This window comes from Pseudomonas sp. GD03944, from assembly GCF_029839275.1.
GTDB lineage: Bacteria > Pseudomonadota > Gammaproteobacteria > Pseudomonadales > Pseudomonadaceae > Aquipseudomonas.
Map to the genome: position 1 here is coordinate 63,301 of NZ_JAOCAH010000018.1, position 19,161 is coordinate 82,461.

Annotated in this window: 16 protein-coding genes; 9 read left to right on the forward strand and 7 right to left on the reverse strand. The window is 65.2% G+C overall.

The features are described 5' to 3' along the window. The first annotated feature begins 73 nt into the window (after positions 1–73). The 9 genes from pgi to N5C28_RS21875 all read left to right on the forward strand — a co-directional run bounded on the left by pgi (position 74) and on the right by N5C28_RS21875 (position 12,626). Positions 74–1,738: a glucose-6-phosphate isomerase gene (pgi, locus tag N5C28_RS21835; protein ID WP_279825454.1), complete on the forward strand. Its 1,665-nt coding sequence runs from the start codon at positions 74–76 to the stop codon at positions 1,736–1,738. A gap of 156 nt (positions 1,739–1,894) precedes the next feature. Further along, positions 1,895–3,832, forward strand: coding sequence for an acetate--CoA ligase (gene acs, locus N5C28_RS21840; protein ID WP_279825455.1), 1,938 nt, complete (start codon positions 1,895–1,897; stop codon positions 3,830–3,832). An 85-nt stretch (positions 3,833–3,917) separates the two neighbouring features. Then, positions 3,918–4,796: an oxygenase MpaB family protein gene (locus N5C28_RS21845; protein ID WP_279825456.1), complete on the forward strand. Its 879-nt coding sequence runs from the start codon at positions 3,918–3,920 to the stop codon at positions 4,794–4,796. 93 nt (positions 4,797–4,889) lie between these two features. Continuing rightward, positions 4,890–6,071, forward strand: coding sequence for an acetyl-CoA C-acetyltransferase (locus N5C28_RS21850; protein ID WP_279825457.1), 1,182 nt, complete (start codon positions 4,890–4,892; stop codon positions 6,069–6,071). Positions 6,072–6,270: 199 nt separating this feature from the next. After that, entirely contained in the window at positions 6,271–7,287 is a 1,017-nt protein-coding gene (locus N5C28_RS21855; protein WP_279825459.1) for a class I SAM-dependent methyltransferase, read from the forward strand. 123 nt (positions 7,288–7,410) lie between these two features. Then, positions 7,411–10,398: a DUF748 domain-containing protein gene (locus N5C28_RS21860; protein WP_279825460.1), complete on the forward strand. Its 2,988-nt coding sequence runs from the start codon at positions 7,411–7,413 to the stop codon at positions 10,396–10,398. A 12-nt stretch (positions 10,399–10,410) separates the two neighbouring features. Then, a complete protein-coding gene (locus N5C28_RS21865) occupies positions 10,411–10,698 on the forward strand; it encodes a DUF2845 domain-containing protein (protein WP_279825462.1) in 288 nt (95 codons plus the stop codon). Between the two features lie 46 nt (positions 10,699–10,744). Beyond that, positions 10,745–11,050: a DUF2845 domain-containing protein gene (locus N5C28_RS21870; RefSeq protein ID WP_279825463.1), complete on the forward strand. Its 306-nt coding sequence runs from the start codon at positions 10,745–10,747 to the stop codon at positions 11,048–11,050. Positions 11,051–11,168: 118 nt separating this feature from the next. After that, positions 11,169–12,626 carry a rhomboid family intramembrane serine protease gene (locus N5C28_RS21875; protein WP_279825464.1) on the forward strand — a complete coding sequence of 486 codons (1,458 nt, stop codon included), beginning with the start codon at positions 11,169–11,171 and terminating at the stop codon, positions 12,624–12,626. 63 nt (positions 12,627–12,689) lie between these two features. Here the strand turns inward: N5C28_RS21875 and N5C28_RS21880 are convergent, their stop codons facing one another. From N5C28_RS21880 to rbfA, 7 genes are all read right to left on the reverse strand, one after another. Further along, the gene (locus tag N5C28_RS21880; RefSeq protein WP_279825465.1) at positions 12,690–12,887 is read right to left on the reverse strand and encodes a CsbD family protein; all 198 of its coding nucleotides are present in this window, start codon (positions 12,885–12,887) and stop codon (positions 12,690–12,692) included. Between the two features lie 68 nt (positions 12,888–12,955). Then, entirely contained in the window at positions 12,956–13,321 is a 366-nt protein-coding gene (locus N5C28_RS21885; RefSeq protein ID WP_279825466.1) for a BON domain-containing protein, read from the reverse strand. Positions 13,322–13,529: 208 nt separating this feature from the next. Continuing rightward, the gene (locus N5C28_RS21890; RefSeq protein WP_279825467.1) at positions 13,530–14,948 is read right to left on the reverse strand and encodes a hypothetical protein; all 1,419 of its coding nucleotides are present in this window, start codon (positions 14,946–14,948) and stop codon (positions 13,530–13,532) included. 105 nt (positions 14,949–15,053) lie between these two features. Beyond that, on the reverse strand, positions 15,054–17,159 hold the full coding sequence (gene pnp / locus N5C28_RS21895; RefSeq protein ID WP_279825469.1) for a polyribonucleotide nucleotidyltransferase: 2,106 nt from the start codon (positions 17,157–17,159) through the stop codon (positions 15,054–15,056). A gap of 172 nt (positions 17,160–17,331) precedes the next feature. Next, positions 17,332–17,601, reverse strand: a complete 270-nt coding sequence (rpsO, locus tag N5C28_RS21900) for a 30S ribosomal protein S15 (protein WP_042554902.1) — start codon at positions 17,599–17,601, stop codon at positions 17,332–17,334. Between the two features lie 158 nt (positions 17,602–17,759). Further along, complete coding sequence (gene truB, locus N5C28_RS21905) at positions 17,760–18,677, reverse strand: tRNA pseudouridine(55) synthase TruB (protein ID WP_279825471.1); 918 nt, start codon at positions 18,675–18,677, stop codon at positions 17,760–17,762. Between the two features lie 5 nt (positions 18,678–18,682). Then, positions 18,683–19,096: a 30S ribosome-binding factor RbfA gene (gene rbfA, locus N5C28_RS21910; RefSeq protein ID WP_279825473.1), complete on the reverse strand. Its 414-nt coding sequence runs from the start codon at positions 19,094–19,096 to the stop codon at positions 18,683–18,685. Positions 19,097–19,161 lie beyond the last annotated feature (65 nt).

Genomic DNA, 19,161 nt, shown 5'->3' on the forward strand with positions numbered 1-19,161 from the left:
CCCGGATCACCCCGGGCTTTTTAGTGTCCACGTATAACCACAAGACCGCTCCAGCAAAAGGAAGCCAGCTTACATGGCGCACTACCAGCACCCGCTCGATGTCACCTCCCTGCCCGCCTGGCAGGCGCTGCTGTCACATCGCGACAGCCTGCAAAATTTCACCATGCGCGAGGCGTTCAACGCCGACGCCAAACGCTTTCACCACCTGTCCCTGAGCAGCTGCGGCCTGTTCCTCGATTACTCGAAGAACCTGATGACCCTGGAAACCCGGGACCTGCTGGTGCAACTGGCGCAGGAAGCCGGCCTCGAACAGTCGATCAAGGCCCTGTTCGCCGGCGAACCGATCAACGCCTCCGAGGCGCGCCCGGCACTGCACACCGCGCTGCGCCGGCCGATCGGCGACAAGGTGCTGGTGGATAACGTCGACGTGATGCCCGAGGTCCAACGCGTGCTGCACCAGATGACCGAACTGGTCGGGCGCATCCACGACGGCCTGTGGCGCGGTTACACGGAAAAGCCCATCACCGACGTCGTGAACATCGGCATCGGCGGCTCGTTCCTCGGCCCGCAACTGGTGTCCGAAGCCCTGCTGCCCTTCGCCCAGCGCGGCGTGCGCTGCCACTACCTGGCCAATATCGACGGCAGCGAGTTCCACGAGCTGTCGGCCAAGCTGCGGGCGGAAACCACCCTGTTCATCGTCTCCAGCAAGTCCTTCGGCACCCTGGAAACCCTGAAGAACGCCCAGGCTGCACGCAACTGGTACCTGGCCCAGGGCGGCTCGGAAGCCGAGCTCTACCGCCACTTCATCGCGGTCTCCAGCAACACCCAGGCCGCCGTGGCGTTCGGCATCCGCGAAGAGAACATCTTCCCGATGTGGGACTGGGTCGGCGGGCGTTACTCGCTGTGGTCGGCCATCGGCCTGCCGATCGCCATGTCCATCGGCATGTCCAACTTCAAGGAGCTGCTGTCCGGTGCCTACAGCATGGACCAGCACTTCCAGAGCGCGCCGTTCGACCGCAACATGCCGGTGCTGATGGCCCTGCTGGGCATCTGGTACGGCAACTTCTGGGGCGCCCAGAGCCAGGCAATCCTGCCCTACGACCACTACCTGCGTAACATCACCAAGCACCTGCAGCAGCTGGACATGGAGTCCAACGGCAAGAGCGTGCTGCAGGATGGCACCCCCGTGCCCTGCGCCACCGGCCCGGTGATCTGGGGTGGCGTGGGCTGCAACGGTCAGCACGCCTACCACCAGCTGCTGCACCAGGGCACCCAGTTCATCCCGGCCGACTTCATCGTCCCGGTGGTCAGCTACAACCCGGTGGCCGACCACCACCAGTGGTTGTACGCCAACTGCCTGTCGCAGAGCCAGGCCCTGATGCTGGGCAAGACCCTGGACGAGGCGCAAAGCGAGCTGCGCAGCAAGGGCGTGCCCGAAAGCGAAGTGCAGCGCCTGGCGCCGCACAAGGTTATCCCCGGCAACCGCCCGAGCAACACCCTGGTGCTCGAACGCATCAGCCCGCGGCGCCTGGGCGCCCTGGTCGCGCTCTACGAGCACAAGGTGTTCGTGCAGAGCGCCATCTGGGGTATCAACGCCTTCGACCAATGGGGCGTGGAGCTTGGCAAGGAATTGGGCAAGGGCGTGTACCAGCGGCTGATCGGCGACAACGAGCAGCCGGCCGAGGACGCATCGACCCAGGGCCTGGTCGACTTCTTCCGCGGCCGTCACCGCGGCTGATTCTGCGTCCCCCGCACCCTGCAACCCGGCTCCGGCCGGGTTGTTCGTTTTCAGGAACCGCCGGAAAAACCCCGGAGTCCATTACTTGAACCCGCCCCGGAACGAGAGTGCTACCCTTGTTCGGACCGCGGACACACAAGAATAAAGGACCCCGCCATGTTCGAGATCACACGTCACCCCGTGAATGATGCCGTACGCACGCGTGCGCACCTGAATGACGACGACTACGAGCGTCTCTACCGGCAATCCGTCGAACAGCCGGAAACCTTCTGGGCCGAACAGGCCAAGGCCTTCCTCGACTGGTTCAAACCCTGGAACAGCGTGCACCACGTCGACATGCGCAAAGGCCATGCGACCTGGTTCAAGGGCGGCCAGCTGAACGTCAGCTACAACTGCATCGATCGCCACCTGGCCGAACGCGGCGACCAGATCGCCCTGATCTGGGAGGGCGACAACCCCAGCGAATCGGCCAACATCACCTACAAGAAGCTGCACCACAACGTCTGCCGCCTGGCCAACGTGCTCAAGGACCGTGGCGTGCAGAAAGGCGACCGGGTGTGCATCTACATGCCGATGGTGCCCGAGGCGGCCTACGCGATGCTCGCCTGCACGCGAATCGGCGCCGTGCATTCGGTGGTGTTCGGCGGCTTCTCCCCCGACTCGCTGCGCGACCGCATCCTCGATGCCGATTGCCGCACCGTGATCACCGCCGACGAGGGCGTGCGCGGCGGCAAGTACATCCCGCTCAAGGCCAACGTCGACAAGGCCCTGAAAAGCTGCCCGAACGTGTCCACGGTGATCGTCATCGAGCGCACCCAGGGCGAGATCGAATGGACCCAGGGCCGCGACATCTGGTACCACGAGGCCCTGCACACGGCGAGCACCGACTGCGCGCCGGAGCCGATGGACGCCGAAGACCCGCTGTTCATCCTCTACACCTCCGGCTCCACCGGCAAACCCAAGGGCGTGCTGCACACCACCGGCGGCTACCTGCTGCAGGCGGCCATGACCCACAAGTACGTGTTCGATTACCACGACGGTGACATCTACTGGTGCACCGCCGACGTGGGCTGGGTCACCGGCCACAGCTACATCGTCTATGGCCCGCTGGCCAACGGCGCCACCAGCCTGATCTTCGAGGGCGTGCCGAACTACCCCAGCACCTCGCGCTTCTGGGAGGTGATCGACAAGCACCAGGTCAACATCTTCTACACCGCCCCCACCGCCATCCGCGCCCTCATGCGTGAAGGCGAGGGCCCGGTGAAAAGCACCTCGCGCAGCAGCCTGCGCCTGCTCGGCAGCGTGGGCGAGCCGATCAACCCCGAGGCGTGGGAATGGTACTTCCACGTGGTGGGCGACCAGCGCTGCCCCATCGTCGACACCTGGTGGCAGACCGAGACCGGCGCCATCATGATCACCCCGCTGCCGGGCGCCACGGCGCTCAAGCCGGGCTCGGCGACCCGCCCGTTCTTTGGCGTGCAGCCCGTACTGCTGGACGAACAGGGCAAGGAGATCGACGGGGCCGGGGCTGGCGTGCTGGCGATCAAGGCCAGCTGGCCCAGCCAGATCCGCAGCATCTTCGGCGATCACCAGCGGATGATCGACACCTACTTCTCGGCCTACCCCGGCTACTACTTCAGCGGCGACGGCGCGCGCCGGGACGAGGACGGCTACTACTGGATCACCGGGCGGGTGGACGACGTGATCAATGTGTCCGGGCACCGCATCGGCACCGCCGAGGTGGAGAGCGCCCTGGTGCTGCACGACGCGGTCGCCGAAGCGGCAGTGGTCGGCTGCCCCCACGACCTCAAGGGCCAGGGCATCTACGCCTTCGTGACCCTGATGAATGGCGTGGAACCCAGCGACGCCCTGGCCAAGGAGCTGCTCGCCCTGGTCGGCAAGGAGATCGGCAGCTTCGCCAAGCCGGACCTGCTGCAATGGGCACCGGGCCTGCCCAAGACCCGCTCGGGCAAGATCATGCGGCGTATCCTGCGCAAGATCGCCTGCAACGAGCTGGACAGCCTGGGCGACACCTCGACCCTGGCCGACCCGTCGGTGGTGGACAACCTGGTCGACCAGCGCCTGAACCGCTAGCCAGGGTCAGCGGGGGGGCACCTGCCCACCCGCGATTGGCGGACAGCGGTAGACTGTTCGCCAATCGCCCCGACCAGGCCCCCGTATGGAATTTCTTCGCCAACGCATCGAACGCCAGGTGCTCAGCCTCAGCGGCATCGCCCTCGGCCAGATCGACTTCTCCAGCCCCAAGGGCGACCCCGGCCTGTTCGGCCCCGATGCGGTGTGCTGGCGCGTGCACGGCGACTTCACCAGCATGATGATCGGCGGCATCAGCGCTTTGCTGTTGCAGGCCCTGCACCCGCTGGCCCTGGCCGGTGTGTGGGACCACTCCAACTTTCGCGACGACCTGATCGGCCGCCTGCGCCGCACCGGCCAGTTCATCTCCGGCACCACCTTCGGCGCCAGGGCCGACGCCGACTGGCTGATCGACAAGGTGCGCACCATCCACCTGCAGGTCGTCGGCACCGCGCCGGACGGCCGTCCCTACGCAGCCAGCGACCCGGAACTGCTGACCTGGGTGCACGTGGCCGAGGTGCACAGCTTCCTGCAGGCGCACCTGCGTTACCTCAACCCGCAACTGAGCCCCGCCGACCAGGACCGTTACTACGACGAAGTGGCGCTGATCGCCGAGCGCCTGGGTGCCTGCGATGTGCCGCGCTCGCGCCAGCAGATCGAGACCTACCTGGCGAACGTGCGGCTGCAGCTGGTGTGCGACGAGCGCTCCCACGAGATTCTGCGCATTCTGCTCGCGGCACCGGCGCCCAGCGCCATCGCCGTGCCCGCCGGCAAGCTGCTGATGCAGGCGGGCATCGACCTGCTCCCCCACTGGGCACAAGCGCTGTTCGGGCAACGCATCGGCCCGGCGCGCAGCCAGGCCATCCGCACCGCCGTGCATGGCCTGGCCCCTACCCTGCGCTGGGCGGTGCGCAGTGGCGCCGTGCACCGCGCTCGCCAGCGCATGGGGCTGCCGCTCAACGGATGACCGGCCGGTTCGCGTGCTGGTGATCGGCGAAGGGCCTGTGCCACCATAACCGTCTCTCGCGGCCCGCCGCGTTCGCCATTCGAGGATCGGTTCATGCAAGACGTTGTCATCGTTGCCGCTACCCGCACCGCCATCGGCAGTTTCCAGGGCTCGCTGGCCGCCATTCCCGCCCAGGAACTGGGGGCCGCGGTGATCCGCCGCCTGCTCGAACAGACCGGCCTCGACGGCGCCCAGGTCGATGAAGTGATCCTCGGCCATGTCCTCACCGCCGGTGCCGGGCAGAACACCGCACGCCAGGCCTCGATCCTCGCCGGCCTGCCCCATGCCGTTCCGGCCCTGACCCTGAACAAGGTCTGCGGCTCCGGCCTCAAGGCCCTGCACCTGGGCGCCCAGGCCATTCGCTGCGGCGACGCCGAGGTGATCATCGCCGGCGGCATGGAGAACATGAGCCTGGCACCCTACGTCATGCCCGGCGCCCGTACCGGCCTGCGCATGGGCCACGCCACGCTGATCGACACCATGATCACCGACGGCCTGTGGGATGCGTTCAACGACTACCACATGGGCATCACCGCCGAGAACCTGGTGGACAAGTACGGCATCAGCCGTGAAGACCAGGACGCCTTTGCCGCCGCCTCCCAGCAAAAGGCCGTGGCCGCCATCGAGGCCGGCCGCTTCGCCGATGAAATCACCCCGATCCTGATTCCCCAGCGCAAGGGCGACCCGGTGGCCTTTGCCACCGACGAGCAGCCCCGCGCCGGCACCACCGCCGAAACCCTGGGCAAGCTCAAGCCGGCGTTCAAGAAAGACGGCAGCGTCACCGCCGGCAACGCCTCCAGCCTCAACGACGGCGCCGCCGCCGTGCTGCTGATGAGCGCTGAAAAGGCCAAGGCCCTCGGCCTGCCGGTGCTGGCGCGCATCGCCGGCTACGCCAATGCCGGTGTCGATCCGGCGATCATGGGCATCGGCCCGGTCAGCGCCACCCGCCGCTGCCTGGACAAGGCCGGCTGGGCCCTTGGCGACCTCGACCTGATCGAAGCCAACGAAGCCTTCGCCGCCCAGGCCCTGTCGGTCGGCAAGGAACTGGGCTGGGACGCCGACAAGGTCAACGTCAATGGCGGTGCCATCGCCCTCGGCCACCCGATCGGCGCGTCCGGCTGCCGGGTGCTGGTGACCCTGCTGCACGAGATGATCCGGCGCGATGCCCGCAAGGGCCTGGCGACGCTGTGCATCGGTGGCGGTCAGGGCGTGGCACTGGCCATCGAACGCACCTGACGCTGAGCGACACCCCGTAGGGTGGATGACGCTCTTTTCATCCACCAGAAGCAGCAAGGGGCGGATGGGTGAAGCATCATCCACTCCGCCTGCTGGCCGAGAGCGCTCCTGATCAGTAGCAGCGATAAGTACCTGCCGGTTCCTGGGAACCGGCCTTTTTCTTGATAAACTGCCGCCCTCCTTTTTCGAGTCGCCGTGCATGCCCTCTCTCGACCAGGCGCTGCGCGCCGCCCTTGATTCTCGCCAGCCCCTGCTGGCCGATCTGCACCAGCAAGGCACCGATTGCTACCGCCTGTTCCACGGCAGCCAGGAAGGTGCCGGCGGGCTGACCGTCGACCGCTACGGCCCGCAGTTGCTGGTGCAGAGTTTCCACACCAGCCTGGAGCGGGACGCCCTGCTCGCCCTGCACCAGCTGGTCAACGAGCGGCTCGGCGTCGACAGCCTGCTGGTCTACAACGACCGCTCCCAGGGCAACTCGCGCATTGATCGCCGCGACCCGGTGTACCAGGCCGACGAGCAGGCCCTGGCCGACCTCACCGGCCACGAGTGGGGACTGACCTACCGCGTGCGCGGCCGCCATGCCGGGCAGGACCCGCTGCTGTTCCTCGACCTGCGCAATGCCCGGGGCTGGGTCAAGGCGCACAGTGCCGGCAAGCGCGTGCTCAACCTGTTCGCCTACACCTGTGGCGTGGGCCTCTGCGCGGCAGCCGGCGGCGCCCGTGAGGTGGTCAACCTGGACTTCGCCGAAGGCAACCTGGCGGTCGGCCGCGAGAACGGTGCACTCAACCCCGAGCTGCCACCGATGCAGTTCATCCAGTCCGACTACTTTCCGGCGATCCGTCAGTGGGCCGGCCTGCCCATCGCCCAGCGCCGCGGCCACAAGCTGCCGAGCTACCCGCGCCTGGAACAGCGCCAGTTCGACCTGGTGCTGCTCGACCCGCCCGCCTGGGCCAAGAGCGCGTTCGGCACGGTCGACCTGCTGCGCGACTACCAGAGCCTGCTCAAGCCAGCGATCCTGGCCACGGCCGAAGACGGTGTCCTGATCTGCTGCAACAACCTGGCGAAGGTGGCGCTGGAGGACTGGCGCGAACAGGTGCTGCGCTGCGCCAGCAAGCTCGGTCGCCCGGTGCGCGACTGCCAGGTGCTGCCGCCGGCGGCGGACTTCCCCTCGCTCGATGGCAACCCGCCGCTGAAGACCCTGATCCTGCAGTTCTAGGGCGTTCCTGAGCGGCCAGGGCGACGCTGGCGTGCGTAAAACATGAACCGCCCCCATACGGCGGAACTGCTTGCGCATGCCATACTCCAAGGCACTTCTCGTCAGGAAAGATGACGTCTTGCCATGTCCAAAGGATTGAAACGCACCGCTGGCGCTCTGCTGATCGCCGTTGCCCTGTACAGCCTGCTGGGCTTCCTGATTCTGCCCGGCGTCGGCCTGCGCATCGCCAACCAGCAGCTGGCGCAATACGCGACCCAGCCGGCCAGCCTGCACCGCCTGCAGTTCAACCCCTTCACCCTGGAGCTGACGCTCTGGGGCCTGCGTATCGGTGAGCCGGACGCGCCCCAGGTGGCCTTCGAGCGCCTGCACACCGACCTGCAGATCGACAGCCTGTGGAGCGGTGCCCTGCACCTGGCCACCGTCGAACTGGACACGCCGCACACCGAGGTGCACTTCGCCAAAGACGGCACCCTCAACCTGACCCAACTGTTCGCCCTACCGCCGAACCCCGAGCCGCCTGCCGATGAACCTTCGGGCGACCCGTTTCCCCTGCGCATCGACCGCATCCAGCTGAGCGGCGGCAACCTGCACTTCCAGGACCTGCGCCCGAGCGAGCCGATGGAGCTGCTCTACGACGACCTCAGCTTCGAGCTGCACAACCTCAGCACGCTGCCGGACGACAAGGCCGACATGACCCTGGTGGCCACCGGCCCCAACGGCGGGCGCATCGACTGGAGCGGCAACATCAGCCTGGTGCCGATCCGTTCCAGCGGCGAACTGACGATCAGCGAAGGGCAGATGAAGAGCTTCTGGCCCTATGTGCGCGATGCCGTGCCGCTGGTCCTGGAAGAAGGCCTGATCGACCTCGCCACCACCTACCAGCTGGACCTGTCCGAAGGCACCGAGCTGCGCCTGGACAACACCCGGATCAAGGTCGCCCCGTTCGCCATCAACGCACCCGATGGCCGACCGCTGGTGCGCCTGGCGAACCTGGAAGTCAGCGAAACCAGCCTCGACCTGGCCAAGCAACAGGTGGTGATCGGCAAGGTCCGCAGCCAGCAACTGGAAGCCTGGGCCGCCCGTGAGGCCGATGGCCAGCTGGACTGGCAGAAGCTCTTCGCCGGCCAAGCCGCCGCGCCGGCTCCGACCTCTGCTCCTGCTCCTGCTCCTGCTCCTGCTCCTGCTCCTGCTCCTGCTCATGCCAATGATACTCAGGCCGCAACCGAGGCCGATGCACCGCCCAGCGCACCGAGCACAGGCAGCAACGAGCAACCGGCTGCCAAGCCCTGGCAGGTGCTGCTGCGCGACGTGCAGCTGCGCGATTACCGTGCGCACCTCGCCGACCGGGTACCTGAGCAGGACGTCGAGCTGGAACTCGGCCCCCTGAACCTCGACCTGCAGGACCTCGACAGCCTGGGCACCTCCCCTTTCACCCTCAAGCTGGACACCGGCCTGGGCAAACAGGGCAAGCTGCAGGCCGAAGGCCAGGTGCAACTGACACCGACCACCGCCCGCCTGAACGTCATCACCCAGAACATCGACCTGCGCGTGGCCCAGGCCTACCTCAGCCCGTTCGTGCGCATCGAACTGCGCAGCGGCCTGCTGGCCAGCGACCTGGACGTCGACCTGACCAGCACCGAGCCGCTGGCGTTCAGCGTCAAGGGCAAGGCCACGGTCAACCAGCTGCACACCCTCGACACCATCAAGGAGCGGGATTTCGTGCGCTGGAAGCAGCTCGACCTCGACGGCCTGAGCTACATCCACGGCGACCGCCTGAGCATCGACAAGGTCCGCCTGGAGCAGCCCTATGCGCGCTTCATCATCAACGAAGACCTGAGCACCAACGCCAGCGAACTGGTCATCGCCCAGCCCGCGTCCAACGAACCGGCAGCGCCTGCCGGCAAGCCGCTGGGCATCCACATCGGCGGTGTGGACATCCGTGACGGCTCGGCCAACTTCGCAGACTTCAGCCTGACCCCCAACTTCGCCACGGCCATCCAGCAGCTCAACGGGCAGATCGGCACCCTCGACAACCGTGAGCCGAAACCGGCCACCGTCAGCGTCGCGGGCAAGGTCGACCGCTATGCCCCGGTCAGCATCAAGGGCAGCCTCAACCCCTTCAATCCGCTGGAAAGCCTGGACATTGCCACCCAGTTCAAGCAGGTCGAGCTGACCACCCTCACCCCCTACTCGGGCAAGTTCGCCGGCTACCGCATTCGCAAGGGCCGGCTCAACCTGGACCTGCACTACCGCATCAACAACGGCCAGCTCAATGCCGAGAACAAGGTGGTGGTCGAGCAACTGCAGCTGGGCGAGAAAGTCGACAGCCCGAACGCCGTGGACCTGCCGGTACGCCTGGCGGTGGCCCTGCTCAAGGACACCGAAGGCAGGATTGCCCTGGAGCTGCCGGTGCAGGGCGACCTCAACAACCCGGAATTCAGCGTGATGCCGATCGTCTGGCAGACCCTGCGCAACCTGGTGTTGCGCGCGGCCCAGGCGCCCTTCAAGTTCATCGGCGGCCTGGTCAGCGGCGGCAGCGACATGGACCTGAGCAACGTGCCCTTCGCCCCTGGCAGCGCCGAACTCGATGGCGACGCCCAGGCCGTGCTCGATACTCTGGCCAAGGCCCTCGGCGAGCGCCCGACACTGCGCCTGGAAGTCGAAGGCATGAGCGCCCTGAGCAGCGACGGCCCGCCTCTGGGCGAGCAGCGCCTGGAGCGCGAATACCAGAGCACCTTCTACAAGATCCTCCAGCGCCGCGGCGACACCGTCCCGGCAGAAGCCAGCCAGTTGCAGGTGCCGGAAGACGAGAAAGCGGTGCTGCTGGAGGGCATCTACCGCGCTCGCCTGAAGCAGCAGCCGCCAGCGGAATGGAAGGAACTGGACGACGAAGAACGCACCACGCGCATGCGCGATGCGGTGGTCCAGTCCTGGGCCCAGAGCCAGGTGCTGCAGCGCCAGCTGGGCCAGGCCCGGGCGGCGAGCATCAAGGCCTACCTGGTGGACCGCGGCGGTCTGCCCGCCGAGCGCGTGTACCTGCTGGACGCCAGCCTGGGCGAAGCCCAGGAAGACGGCAAGGTCGCCACGCCCCTGCACCTCGACAGCGAATAACCGGAGTCATCGATGCGTATTGCCTGCCTGCTACTTGCCCTGTGCTGCACCAGCCTCGCCCAGGCCGACACGATGCGCTGCGGCAGCCAGCTGGTCAGCATCGGCGACCGCGCCTTCGAGGTCGAGAAGAAGTGCGGCGCCCCCGAGTACCGCGACCTGGTGGGCTACACCCTGGGCAGCTATGAACGGCGCGAGTACAAGGTCGAGGAATGGGTCTACGGCCCCACCAGCGGCATGCTCAGCATCCTGACCTTCGAGGGCAACCGCCTGACCCGCATCGAACGCCGCCGCAACCGCTGACAAGCCCGCTCGCCCGCGGTAGCCTGATGCTCACCCCGTCCCGGACATGCCCTCTGTGAAAGCCTTTTCCCTGCTCCTGCTGATGCTGCTGGCCGCCACCGCCCAGGCGTCCACCCTGCGCTGCGGCAGCGCCCTGATCAGCCATGGCGACGACACCCAGGAAGTGCTCGCCAAATGCGGCACGCCCATCAGCCAGGATTTTCTCGGCTACCGCGAGGTGGTGGATTACTACGGGTTTCACACCGAAGTGGAGGTCGAGGAATGGAGCTACGGCCCACGCAACGGCATGTATCACTTCCTGCGCTTCGAAGGGAATCGCCTGGTTCGCATCACCAGCAAACGCGGGCGCTGACAAAGCCCGGCCCCGGTGGTAGGGTCAGCGCGTTCTGACCAGGCTGGACAAGGAAGCCACCGATGCGCCACCCCCTCTCGCTCCCGTGCGGCGCGCCTGACCACAGGCGGCCCGCGACATGCTGATCATTCCTGCCGAACACCCGCTCGATTGGAAAAAACCGCCAATCGTGACCCTGCTGCTGATCCTGCTCAACATGCTGGTGTACTTCGGTTACCAGGGCGGCGACAGCGAGCGCGAGGCGCACGCCATCCAGACCTACCTGGACGGTGGCCTGCTCAACCGCGAACGGGCGCTGTTCATCCCGGCCTTCGCCGAACGCCGGGAACTGGATGCCGACACGCAGCGCCAGGTCGAAGCCATGCGCCGCACCGACCTGGCGCGCCTGGTGCTGTACGACCTTGAGTTCGAGAACCGCCTGCACCACAACCCCGACTACCTGGCCGATGCCGAGTGGCAGGCGGCGCGCCAGAAGGCCGAAGCCGCCCGCGACCAGCTCAGCAGCATGCGCTTCGGCTTCATTCCCAAGCGTTTCACTTTCGAGGGGCTGTTCGGCGCCATGTTCCTGCACGGTGACTTCGGCCACCTGCTGGGCAACATGGTGTTCCTGTTCATCTTCGGCTTCGCCCTGGAAATCGCCCTCGGCCGCTGGTTGTACCTGGGCCTGTACCTGCTGAGCGGCGTCGCCTCGCACCTGCTGTGGTGGATCATGGACCCGGGCTGGATCACCGGCGTGGGCGCCTCAGGGGCCATCTCCGGGCTGATGGGCATGTACCTCGGCGTGTACGGCCTGCGGCGCATCAACTTCTTCTACTGGCTCGGCCCGCTGTTCGGCTACTTCCGCGCACCGGCGCTGTGGATCCTGCCGGTGTGGGCGGGCAAGGAGCTGTACGGCCTGCTGCTGGCCGACGACAACGTCAACTATTACGCCCACCTGGGTGGATTGATCGCCGGTTTCGGCGCCACCTGGCTGCCCAAGGCCATCGGTACGCTGAAGGTCGACGAGGCCTACCTCAACAAGGAGGACCCGCTGGGGCCCTTCAAGCGCGAGCTGCAAGGCCTCGATCAGTTGATCGGCAGCTTCTCCCTGGATCAGGCCTCCAGCCGGGGCCTGGACATGCTGACGCGTTACCCGCAGCAACTGCCGCTGCTTGAGCGCCTCTACCCGCTGGCAGTGACGCGCCAGGACAAACCCTTGCTCAGCGCCGTGCTGAAGCAGTTGTTCAGCCTGCCCGCCAACGCCGGGCACACCGGGCTACTCAAGCGCCTTGCCACCGACAGCGGCACCCCGGGCGCCGGGCGGCGCCTGCTGCAGCACCCCGCCATTCAGTTGCACCTGCTCACCCACCTGGTGCGCACCGGCGAAGGCGCCCTGGCCCTGGGGGCCTGGCGGCGCCTGAAGGACAGTGGACAACGACCAACCGCCCTGCCCACCCTGACCCTGCAACTGGCCAAGCAATTGAACCGCCAGCAGGACCTGCGTGGCATCGCCGAGCTGGGCCAGTTCCTCGACGGCCACTACCCCGACGCCGAACAGACCCAGCAACTGAACCTGCTCCGGCAGCACCTGCGCTAGAAAAGAGAACGGCACAAACGAAGAAGCCCCCGCTGGGCGGGGGCTTCTGGGGGAGCTGGGCGCTTACAGCTTGTCGCTGAAGTCGCGTAGTTCCTGTTGGGCCTTTTCCTTGGTCCAGCCATAGCGCTCCTGCAGGCGGCCAGCGAGGTACTCGCTGTGTCCTTCGGCGACGTCCACGTCGTCATCGGTCAGGTTGCCCCAACGTTCCTTGATACGGCCGTTGAGCTGCTTCCATTTGCCTTTGATGATGTCGGAATTCATGTGCCTGTCCTCCTCGTGAGGGTGGGGTGGCGGTTACCGGGGGCCATCCAGGCCCCGGGCAGCGTGGGTCAGTCGGCGGCTTTCAGGCCATCGGCGGACACAGCGGTAACACCTTTGATTTCCTTGGCCTTGGCGATGGCCAGGTCACGCTCGGCTTCGCTGGCTACGACGCCGGACAGCGCCACGACGCCTTTGTTGGTCTCGACCTTGATATCCAGGCCGCTCAGGCTGTCGTCGGCGATGAAGCTGGATTTCACTTTGCTGGTGATCCAGGTATCGGATACCGCTTCCTCTGCCTTGTCCATGGTGTTGGCGGCCAGCATGGTGGGCGCCACAGCGTCACGGCTATCGGCAAACGCGGTACCGGCTACCGACAGGCTCAGGGCAGTGGCAGCGACGGCGGCAAAGGCGAACTTGTTGATTGGCTGTTTCATGGGTATCGACTCCTGTACGTTCCAGACAATCTGCATGCCGTTCCAGGCTGCAGGTTCACCCATAACATCGCAAGCGCTGTGCCAACCCGAAAAACAATATTTTATCTTTATTTATCAATCACTTACATAAACTGCATTTTCTCTTTTTTCGTGCAGCCTGCATGCTCGGCCCGTTTCGCTCGGGCAAATTGCACGATGCCTGCGGCCGTCATCCGCGCTCGACCAGCTTCTCCAGGGTATTTTCCAAAGATGCCACCTCCGCGAGCAGGGGCGACTGCGGGTAACGGGCCCGAATGAAGGCCAGCAGCTTCTGCGCCGGCTCCACCTGCCCGAGCCCCTCGGCAAAGCCACGCGCCGCCAGCAGGTAGGCCCGGGGGATGTGCGGGTAGTCGGGGAAACGCTGGTGCAGGTTACGCAGCAGACTCAGCCCTTCGCGGGTCTTGTGGCGCTGCAGCAGCGCATCGGCCAGGCGTTCGCAGACCAGCGGATCGTCCGGCAGGTAATCCGCCTTCAGCTGCCGGGCATTGAGCAGCGCCTGGGCCGCCTGGGCCGGGTTGAGCCGTGTGGCCAGCGGCAGGTAATGGTCCAGGTGGCGCAGGCAGCGCTCGCGGGCATTGAGGCCATAGAGCAACTGGTGAAAACGCTCGTTGAGCTTGAGGTCGTTGGGGTCGCGCTCCAGTGCCACGGTCAGCGTTTCCAGGGCCTGGGCACTCTGGCCCTCCTTCAGGCGGATCTCCGCCTCGGCCAGGGCGCGACGGCGCAGGAACTCGGGGGCCGGGTAGCTGGCCTGGCCACTGTCATCATCGGCAATCACATAACCCAACGGCCCCTGATACTGGAACACCGCATAGCCCATCATGGCGCACATGACCACGCCGAAATAGGCGAACAAGAAGGTCGCGATCGGCACCAGCACCACCCGCGGCAAGCCGCTGGAGAGCATGTAGGTCACCCAGCCCGGCGACTGCCAGAGGATGAACAGGAAGCCGCAGAGAATCAGGTAACGCCAGCCCATGGCGGTGATCACCTGCCCGACCTGGTCGGGGCTGAGTGCCGCACCGAGCTCCTTGTCCAGCGCCAGGCGGATGATGCTGGCGGGCATGACCAGCAGCAGGCCGATGTTGACCGCCCAGTAGATCGCCTCGCTGTTGAAGTCCGCGGCCAGCCAGAGTGCGGCGAAGGCGATCAGAAACACCGCCAGTTGCTTGAAGAACAGGCTGAGCCCTTCGGTGGTGAAGGCGCTGGCCAGGCTGGGCGCTTCCTTCACGGCCTGGCTGCTGGCCTCGATCACGCTGTGGAAGTACTTGGTGGCCACGCTGAACAGGATGATCCAGAGAATGATCATGCGCGGCATGAACAGGCCCGCCAGGGCCAGGATGCCAGCGAAGGCCAGCGGCCCGCCCTGCAGGGCGTAGGTGAAGAAGCTGGGGATGCGCTCCCAGAACGGCTGGGCGGTGTTCGCCGCGCCGAGAAAATGCAGTTGCCCGACGCACAGGGGGCAACGGGGGGCGTCGTCGGGCGCATCGGCGTTCAACGGGATGCAGCAGTCGCCGTAGGCGTGCTGGCACGAAGGACACTGCCAGGTGGCAGGTTGCGCCGGGTGATAGCGGCAGAGGGTCTTGTCCATGCGTGCGGAATTCCTGATGAGAGCCGGGGCGACGGGCGCTATTGTCCGGGCAAAAAAAGAGGGCCCGCAAGGGGCCCTCTTTCTCAACGTGACGCGTGTAGACGATTAAACGCCCGACGCCTTGGCAGCCGCCACGTCCTTGATCGACAGTTTGATACGGCCGCGGTTGTCCACGTCCAGTACCAGCACTTCGACTTCCTGGCCTTCTTTCAGGATGTCGGTGACTTTCTCGACGCGTGCATCGCTGAGCATCGAGATGTGCACCAGACCGTCCTTGCCCGGCAGGATGTTGACGAAGGCACCGAAGTCCACGATGCGCTCGACCTTGCCGACGTAGATCTTGCCGACTTCGGCTTCCGCGGTGATGCCCAGAACGCGCTGACGCGCAGCTTCTGCAGCTTCCTTGGTTTCGCCGAAGATCTTGATCGAACCGTCGTCTTCGATATCGATCGAGGCCTTGGTTTCTTCGCAGATGGCGCGGATGGTTGCACCGCCCTTGCCGATGACGTCGCGAATCTTGTCCTGGTCGATCTTCATCGCGATCATGGTCGGTGCGTTGGCCGACAGTTCGCTACGGGACTGAGCAATGACCTGATTCATCTGGCCGAGGATATTCAGGCGCGCTTCCAGGGCCTGGCCCAAGGCGATTTCCATGATTTCTTCGGTGATGCCCTGGATCTTGATGTCCATCTGCAGTGCGGTAACGCCTTGAGCGGTACCGGCAACCTTGAAGTCCATGTCGCCCAGGTGGTCTTCGTCACCCAGGATGTCGGTCAGAACGGCGAACTTCTCGCCTTCCTTCACCAGACCCATGGCGATACCGGCAACCGGTGCCTTCATCGGCACGCCAGCGTCCATCAGGGCCAGGGAGGCACCGCACACGGAAGCCATCGAGGACGAACCGTTGGACTCGGTGATTTCCGACACAACGCGGATGGTGTACGGGAACACGTCAGCGGCTGGCAGCATCGCTTGAACCGAACGACGGGCCAGGCGACCGTGACCGATTTCGCGGCGGCCGGTGGCGCCCATGCGGCCACACTCGCCCACCGAGTACGGCGGGAAGTTGTAGTGCAGCATGAAGGGGTCTTTCTTCTCGCCTTCCAGGGTGTCGAGCAGTTGCGCGTCACGGGCGGTGCCGAGGGTGGCAACGACCAGGGCCTGGGTTTCGCCACGGGTGAACAGTGCCGAACCGTGGGTCTTGTCCAGAACACCGACTTCGATGTTCAGGCCACGCACGGTGCGGGTGTCACGGCCGTCGATACGCGGCTTGCCGTTGACGATGTTCTCGCGCACGGTGCGGTATTCTATTTCGCCGAAGGCGTCTTTGACTTCACCAGCGGACGGCTGGCCTTCTTCGCCGGAGAACTTGGCGACGACCTGGTCTTTCAGCTCGCCCAGGCGCGCGTAGCGGTCCTGCTTGATGGTGATGGTGTAAGCCTGGGAGATCGCTTCGCCGAACTCGCTACGGATAGCGCTCAGCAGCGCGGTGTTGGCAGCAGGAGCCTGCCAGTCCCAACGCGGCTTGCCCGCTTCGGCGGCCAGCTCGGTGACGGCCTGGATGACGGCCTGGAATTCATCGTGGGCGAACAGCACGGCGCCCAGCATCTGGTCTTCGGTCAGCTCTTTGGCTTCCGATTCAACCATCAGGACGGCGTCTTTGGTGCCGGCTACGACCATGTCCAGGCTGGAGGCCTTGAGCTGCTCGTAGGTCGGGTTCAGCAGGTAGCCGGTTTCCGGGTGGAAGGCAACGCGCGCGGCACCGATCGGGCCGTTGAACGGGATACCCGAGATGGCCAGGGCCGCCGAGGTACCGATCATCGCAGCGATGTCCGGATCGGTCTTCTTGCTGGTGGAGATCACGGTGCAGATGACCTGCACTTCGTTCTGGAAACCTTCCGGGAACAGCGGACGGATCGGACGGTCGATCAGGCGCGAGGTCAGGGTCTCTTTCTCGGAAGGACGCGCTTCACGCTTGAAGAAACCGCCAGGGATCTTGCCGGCTGCGTAGGTTTTTTCTTGGTAGTGCACGGACAGCGGGAAAAAGCCTTTGCTCGGGTCGGCAGTCTTGGCGCCGGTGACGGCAACCAGTACGGCCACGTCGTCATCAACGGTGACCAGCACAGCGCCGGAGGCTTGACGGGCGATACGGCCTGTCTCGAGGGTAACGGTCGATTGACCGAACTGGAACTTCTTGATTACCGGGTTCACGGTGTTTTCCTTCTCTTTGTTGCCCTTGGGGAAATCGTGTCTTGCAGAATTCGCGGGCGGCTACGGGAATCGGACCCGGTTCCGTCCAAAAAGCACGGTACAGAAACGCAAAAGCTGGAAGCGGGGCAGGCCCCACTTCCAGCTTCGGCATTCAGCTACGTGCAAGCATTGCTTAGCGACGCAGACCCAGGCGACCGATCAGGGCGCTGTAACGACTGGTGTCCTTGCCCTTCAGGTAATCCAGCAGCTTACGACGCTGGTTAACCATACGGATCAGGCCACGACGCGAGTGGTGGTCTTTACCGTTGGCCTTGAAGTGACCTTGCAGCTTGTTGATGTTGGCGGACAGCAGTGCAACTTGCACTTCCGGGCTACCGGTGTCGCCTTCAGCTTGCTTGTAGTCGTTAACGATCTGGGCTTTTTCTTCAACGCTGAGTGCCATGTGGGCATCCTCTCAGTTAGGAAACCGCTGCCGAAGCAACCGCTCCAATAGGCCGGGAATCGCTTCCCGTGTTTTTAAGATGAGGAATGACCGTGCCTATTAACAGCCACCCTCGGTACAGACCGTCGAACACCTGAGTGCCCGGCGGCCCGCTACGGTCATACCGACCGAATCAGTCGACGCGGCGCAATGCGCCCGTCATCGCTCACTTCACCGATACCGATGAAGCGACCGGTGTGATCCTGCACCCGAACCATGCCAAACGCTGGCGCTTCGGGGCTACGCACCGGCTGCCCTTGCAGCCAGTAGAACGAACTGTGCTCGGAGAACTGCAACAGGGGCCAGTCTTCCAGGCCGCTGTCCACCGGTAGCAGGAAGCGATCGAGCGCTTCGTTGCCGCCGTCGGCGTGCGCTTGCTCGAGTTCTTCCAGCGTCACCGTCTGCACCAGGCCGAACGGACCGGCCTTGGTTCTGCGCAGTTCCGCGACATGCGCGCCACAGCCGAGAAGCTGACCGATATCCTCCACCAGGGTCCGAATATAGGTGCCTTTGCTGCAATCGACCGCCAGGCGCGCCTGCTCGCCTTCGCAGGCCAGCAATTCCAAGCGCGCAATAGTAACAGAACGCGCCTCGCGCTCCACTACTTCCCCAGCGCGTGCCAGCTTGTAAAGTGGCTGGCCGTCGCGCTTGAGCGCCGAGTACATCGGAGGTATCTGACTGATTTCCCCACGAAAACGTGGCAGCAGCGCTTCGATATCGGCACGACCAACGGTCACCGGACGCTGTTCGAGCACTTCACCTTCCGCATCGGCGGTGGTGGTCGTGACGCCAAGCTGCATCAGGGTCTCGTAGCCTTTGTCGGCATCGAGCAGGTACTGGGAAAACTTGGTGGCCTCGCCGAAGCACAGCGGCAGAACGCCGGTGGCCAGCGGATCAAGGCTACCGGTGTGCCCGGCCTTCTCGGCGTTGAGCAGCCAGCGCACCTTCTGCAACGCCGCGTTGGAGCTGAAGCCGCGCGGCTTGTCGAGCAGGATGATGCCATCGACCTTGCGACGAATACGTTTCACCTGGGCCACGCGTGTTACTCCTTGGCCTCAGGATCAGCATCCGTATCGCCGTGCTGACGGTCTTCGGTCATCGCTCGGTCGATCAGGGCGGACAGATGGGCGCCGCGCTGAACGCTCTCGTCGTAGCAGAAGCGCAGGTTCGGCACGCTACGCAGCTTCATGGCCTTGCCCAGCTGCATGCGCAGGAAACCCGACGCGTCGTTGAGCACCTTGATGCTCTGGGCAATACCGTCGACGCCTTCCTGCTCCTCAAGCCCCATCACGGTGACGAAGACCCGGGCATGGCTCGCGTCACGGCTGACGTTGACCGCGGTCACGGTCACCAGGCCGCCCAGACGCGGGTCCTTGACTTCCAGACGGATCAATTGCGCCAGCTCTCGCTGCATCTGATCGCCGATGCGCTGGGCACGGCTATATTCTTTGGCCATATCTACCTTCACTCGTCACGCTGCCGCTGAAAAAGCAGCGGACCCAAAAGCGGCAAACGCCCGGC

What these genes read in the sequence shown, in the direction of transcription:
- rbfA (WP_279825473.1), bottom strand. Translation starts at nt 19,096, where the DNA reads ATGGCCAAAGAATATAGCCGTGCCCAGCGCATCGGCGATCAGATGCAG.
- N5C28_RS21850 (WP_279825457.1), top strand. Translation starts at nt 4,890, where the DNA reads ATGCAAGACGTTGTCATCGTTGCCGCTACCCGCACCGCCATCGGCAGT.
- N5C28_RS21860 (WP_279825460.1), top strand. Translation starts at nt 7,411, where the DNA reads ATGTCCAAAGGATTGAAACGCACCGCTGGCGCTCTGCTGATCGCCGTT.
- N5C28_RS21855 (WP_279825459.1), top strand. Translation starts at nt 6,271, where the DNA reads ATGCCCTCTCTCGACCAGGCGCTGCGCGCCGCCCTTGATTCTCGCCAG.
- acs (WP_279825455.1), top strand. Translation starts at nt 1,895, where the DNA reads ATGTTCGAGATCACACGTCACCCCGTGAATGATGCCGTACGCACGCGT.
- rpsO (WP_042554902.1), bottom strand. Translation starts at nt 17,601, where the DNA reads ATGGCACTCAGCGTTGAAGAAAAAGCCCAGATCGTTAACGACTACAAG.
- N5C28_RS21875 (WP_279825464.1), top strand. Translation starts at nt 11,169, where the DNA reads ATGCTGATCATTCCTGCCGAACACCCGCTCGATTGGAAAAAACCGCCA.
- pgi (WP_279825454.1), top strand. Translation starts at nt 74, where the DNA reads ATGGCGCACTACCAGCACCCGCTCGATGTCACCTCCCTGCCCGCCTGG.
- N5C28_RS21865 (WP_279825462.1), top strand. Translation starts at nt 10,411, where the DNA reads ATGCGTATTGCCTGCCTGCTACTTGCCCTGTGCTGCACCAGCCTCGCC.
- N5C28_RS21870 (WP_279825463.1), top strand. Translation starts at nt 10,745, where the DNA reads ATGCCCTCTGTGAAAGCCTTTTCCCTGCTCCTGCTGATGCTGCTGGCC.
- N5C28_RS21885 (WP_279825466.1), bottom strand. Translation starts at nt 13,321, where the DNA reads ATGAAACAGCCAATCAACAAGTTCGCCTTTGCCGCCGTCGCTGCCACT.
- N5C28_RS21890 (WP_279825467.1), bottom strand. Translation starts at nt 14,948, where the DNA reads ATGGACAAGACCCTCTGCCGCTATCACCCGGCGCAACCTGCCACCTGG.
- N5C28_RS21845 (WP_279825456.1), top strand. Translation starts at nt 3,918, where the DNA reads ATGGAATTTCTTCGCCAACGCATCGAACGCCAGGTGCTCAGCCTCAGC.
- N5C28_RS21880 (WP_279825465.1), bottom strand. Translation starts at nt 12,887, where the DNA reads ATGAATTCCGACATCATCAAAGGCAAATGGAAGCAGCTCAACGGCCGT.